This is a genomic window from Streptomyces sp. NPDC020801, from assembly GCF_044334385.1.
Taxonomy (GTDB): domain Bacteria; phylum Actinomycetota; class Actinomycetes; order Streptomycetales; family Streptomycetaceae; genus Streptomyces.
The window spans coordinates 1-3,388 of record NZ_JBIRST010000066.1 but is presented as its reverse complement, the minus strand read 5'-3'; the positions used below and the strand labels follow the sequence as shown (position 1 = coordinate 3,388).

4 protein-coding genes are annotated in these 3,388 nt (G+C 68.9%); 3 read left to right on the top strand and 1 reads right to left on the bottom strand.

Annotated features, from left to right (window positions below):
- Both ACH4UM_RS41670 and ACH4UM_RS41665 read left to right on the top strand, forming a co-directional pair.
- A partial coding sequence (locus tag ACH4UM_RS41670; RefSeq protein WP_398191867.1) for a GMC oxidoreductase occupies nucleotides 1-1,176 on the top strand: 1,176 nt, incomplete at its 5' end.
- A gap of 3 nt (nucleotides 1,177-1,179) precedes the next feature.
- Nucleotides 1,180-2,013, top strand: coding sequence for a 5,10-methylenetetrahydrofolate reductase (locus tag ACH4UM_RS41665; protein ID WP_398191864.1), 834 nt, complete (start codon nucleotides 1,180-1,182; stop codon nucleotides 2,011-2,013).
- Nucleotides 2,014-2,110: 97 nt separating this feature from the next.
- On the opposite strand, the gene purU is transcribed toward ACH4UM_RS41665, so the two are convergent.
- Nucleotides 2,111-2,983 carry a formyltetrahydrofolate deformylase gene (gene purU / locus ACH4UM_RS41660; RefSeq protein ID WP_398191862.1) on the bottom strand — a complete coding sequence of 291 codons (873 nt, stop codon included), beginning with the start codon at nucleotides 2,981-2,983 and terminating at the stop codon, nucleotides 2,111-2,113.
- A gap of 208 nt (nucleotides 2,984-3,191) precedes the next feature.
- On the opposite strand from purU, the gene ACH4UM_RS41655 reads away from it, so the two are divergent.
- On the top strand, nucleotides 3,192-3,388 hold a 197-nt coding region (locus ACH4UM_RS41655; RefSeq protein ID WP_398191858.1), incomplete at its 3' end, for an aldehyde dehydrogenase family protein.

Below are 3,388 nucleotides of genomic sequence, written 5' to 3'. Positions count from 1 at the left end.
CTCAAGGCCACCCAGGAGGCGGGCTACGCCCCCACCGACGACGTCAACGGCTACCGACAGGAAGGTTTCGCGAAGTTCGACCGCAACGTCCACCGCGGGCGGCGCCTCTCGGCCTCCAAGGCGTACCTCAAGCCGGTCCGGAATCGGCCCAACCTCACGATCAGGACCAGGGCCTTCGTCAACCGGGTCCTCTTCGAGGGCGAGCGCGCCGTCGGCGTCGAGTACCGGCACGGACGGGGTGCACCGCAGCAGGTCCGGGCCGGTGAGGTCATCCTGTGCGGTGGCGCGATCAACTCCCCGCAGCTGCTCCAGCTCTCCGGCGTCGGCAACGCCGCCGAGCTGTCCGCCCTCGGCATCGACGTCGTCCACGACCTGCCGGGCGTCGGCGAGAACATGCAGGACCACCTCGAGGTGTACGTCCAGTACGCCTGCAAGCAGCCCGTCTCCATGCAGCCGTACATGGCGAAGTGGCGCGCCCCCCTCATCGGGCTCCAGTGGCTGTTCCGCAAGGGTCCGGCGGCCACCAACCACTTCGAGGCGGGTGGCTTCGCCCGCAGCAACGAGGACGTCGACTACCCCAACCTGATGTTCCACTTCCTGCCGATCGCGGTCCGCTACGACGGCTCCTCACCGGCCGGCGGCCACGGCTATCAGGTACACGTCGGGCCCATGTACTCCGACGCCATCGGCTCGGTGAAGATCAAGAGCAAGGACCCGCGCGAGCACCCCTCGCTGCGCTTCAACTACCTCTCCACCGAGCAGGACCGCCGCGAGTGGGTCGAAGCGATCCGCGTGGCCCGCCGGCTGCTCAGCCAGCCCGCGATGGCCGCCTACAACGACGGCGAGATCTCGCCCGGACCCTCCGTCGAGACGGACGAGGAGATCCTCGCCTGGGTCGCCAAGGAGGGCGAGACCGCACTGCACCCCTCGTGCACCTGCAAGATGGGCACCGACGAGATGTCCGTCGTCGACCCGCTGAGCATGAAGGTGCACGGCCTGCAGGGGCTGCGAGTCGTCGACGCCTCGGTCATGCCCTACGTCACCAACGGCAACATCTACGCGCCGGTGATGATGGTCGCGGAGAAGGCGGCAGACCTGATCCTCGGCAACGAGCCGCTGACCCCTTCCAAGGCCGCGTACTACCGCCACCGCGACGCCCAGAAGCAGGCCGGGTAGGCCTTGGGTACCGAGGCCCTGCGGGTGCTGCTCGGCCGCGTCCGCTACGAGGTGCTGCCGGCGAAGGCGACCGAGGACAAGGTCCTCGCCCATGTCCCGCGCGACGTCGTGGTGACCGTCACGGCGTCGCCGGTCAAGGGCCTGGAGCCGACCCTCGGCCTCACCGAGCGCCTCACGGCACACGGCTTCCGTGTCGTCCCGCACGTGCCTGCGCGGCTGCTGCGGGACGACACGCATCTGAAGGACGTCGTCGAGCGGATGCGCGCCGCGGGCGTCGACGACGTCTTCGTCCCGGCGGGCGACGCCGACCCACCGGCCGGGCCGTACGACGGGTCGCTGCCGGTGCTGCGCAGACTGGGCGAGCTGGGCAGCCCCTTCGCGCACCTGGGGATCACCGGATACCCGGAGAGCCATCCGCTCATCCACGACGACATCACCATCCAGGCGATGTGGGACAAGCGCGCGCACGCCACGTACATCGTCAGCAACCTGTGCTTCGATCCGCGCGTGCTCGGCGACTGGATCGCCCGCATACGGCGCCGCGACGTCACGCTGCCCGTGCACGTGGGCGTCGCCGGGCCCGTGCAGCGCGCGAAGCTGCTGTCCATGGCGACGAAGATCGGGGTGGGGGAGTCCACGCGCTTCCTGACCAAGCACGCGTCGTGGTTCCTGCGGTTCGCGACCCCAGGGGGGTACGTGCCGGAGAAGCTGCTCGACCGCAGCGCCGACGCCCTGGCCGCGCCGTCGGCGGGAGTGGCGGGCCTGCACGTCTTCACCTTCAACCAGGTGGCGGAGACCGAGAGGTGGCGCAGGGCACTGCTCGACCGGCTGGGCTGAGCGCGCACATCCGTATACGCGCGCACATCCGTATACGAACGCCGGCGGGGCTGGAACCCCTGATCCCGGCCCCGCCCGGCGTGCGCGCGTTCGCCGCTCAGCGGAATACCACCGTACGGCTCCCCTCCACCATCACGCGGCTCTCCGTGTGCCACTTCACCGCGTGGGCCAGTACCTGCGCCTCCACGTCGCGGCCGACGGTGACCAGGTCGTCCGGGTCGAGGGAGTGGTCCACCCGGACCACGTCCTGTTCGATGATCTGGCCCTCGTCCAGGTCCGGCGTCACATAGTGGGCCGTCGCGCCGACCAGCTTCACCCCGCGCTCGTACGCCTGCTGGTAGGGCTTCGCCCCCTTGAAGCTCGGCAGGAAGGAGTGGTGGATGTTGATGGCACGGCCCTCCAGCTCCTTGCACAGGTCGTCGGAGAGGACCTGCATGTAGCGGGCCAGGACCACGAGGTCGACCTGCAGCTCGCGTACCAACTCCAGCAGGCGTGCCTCCGCCTCGGGCTTGGTCTCCCGGGTCACCGGGATGTGGTGGTAGGGGATGCCGTAGGTCTCCGCCAGGGACTCGAAGTCGCGGTGGTTGGAGACGATGGCCGGGATCTCGATGTTGAGGGCGCCGGTGCGCCTGCGGAAGAGCAGGTCGTTGAGGCAGTGGCCGAACCTGGAGACCATGATCAGTGTGCGGGTCGGGGGCGCGGCGTCCCGGAGGGTCCAGGAGATCCCGTGGGCCTCGGCGACGGGGCTGAACCGGTAACGCAGATGTTCCAGGCCGGTGTCCGGGTCGGACACGTCGAAATGGACCCTCATGAAGAAGCGGCCCTGGAGCCGGTCGTCGAACTGCTGGCTCTCGAGGATGTTGCCCGAGTTCCTGACGAGGAAGCCGCTCACGGCGTGGACCAGTCCGGCCCGGTCCGGACACGAGAGGGTGAGGAGGTACTCACGGCCGGATTGCGGTCTAGGGGACATGCGCAGGCCTCCGCTGATGCGTAATACACAACTTGGTGAGTGATACGCAACATAGTTCAGCCTGGGGCTGTCGGCGGTCAAGAGAGGGGCGTTCGGCCCTTGTGAAAACGTCGGGACCCCTTGACGTATCCCGGTGCTTAAGTCAGGGTTCCTCCACAAGCAATTCGATGCACGATGCGCAACGAATCTCGGTCGAAGGGCCCCGCTCGTGGCAGACCTGTATGTGGACGGAGAATGGCGCGAAGCGGTGGCCGGAGGTCACCGGGAGATCCGCTGCCCGGCGGACGGCACTCTGGTGGCGACGGTGTCCGAGGGGACCCGCGCCGACACCGGGGCGGCGATCGCCGCGGCCCGCCGGGCCTTCGACGCGGGCTCCTGGCCGCACACCCCGGAACGTGAGCGTGG

What these genes read in the sequence shown, in the direction of transcription:
- purU (WP_398191862.1), bottom strand. Translation starts at nt 2,983, where the DNA reads ATGTCCCCTAGACCGCAATCCGGCCGTGAGTACCTCCTCACCCTCTCG.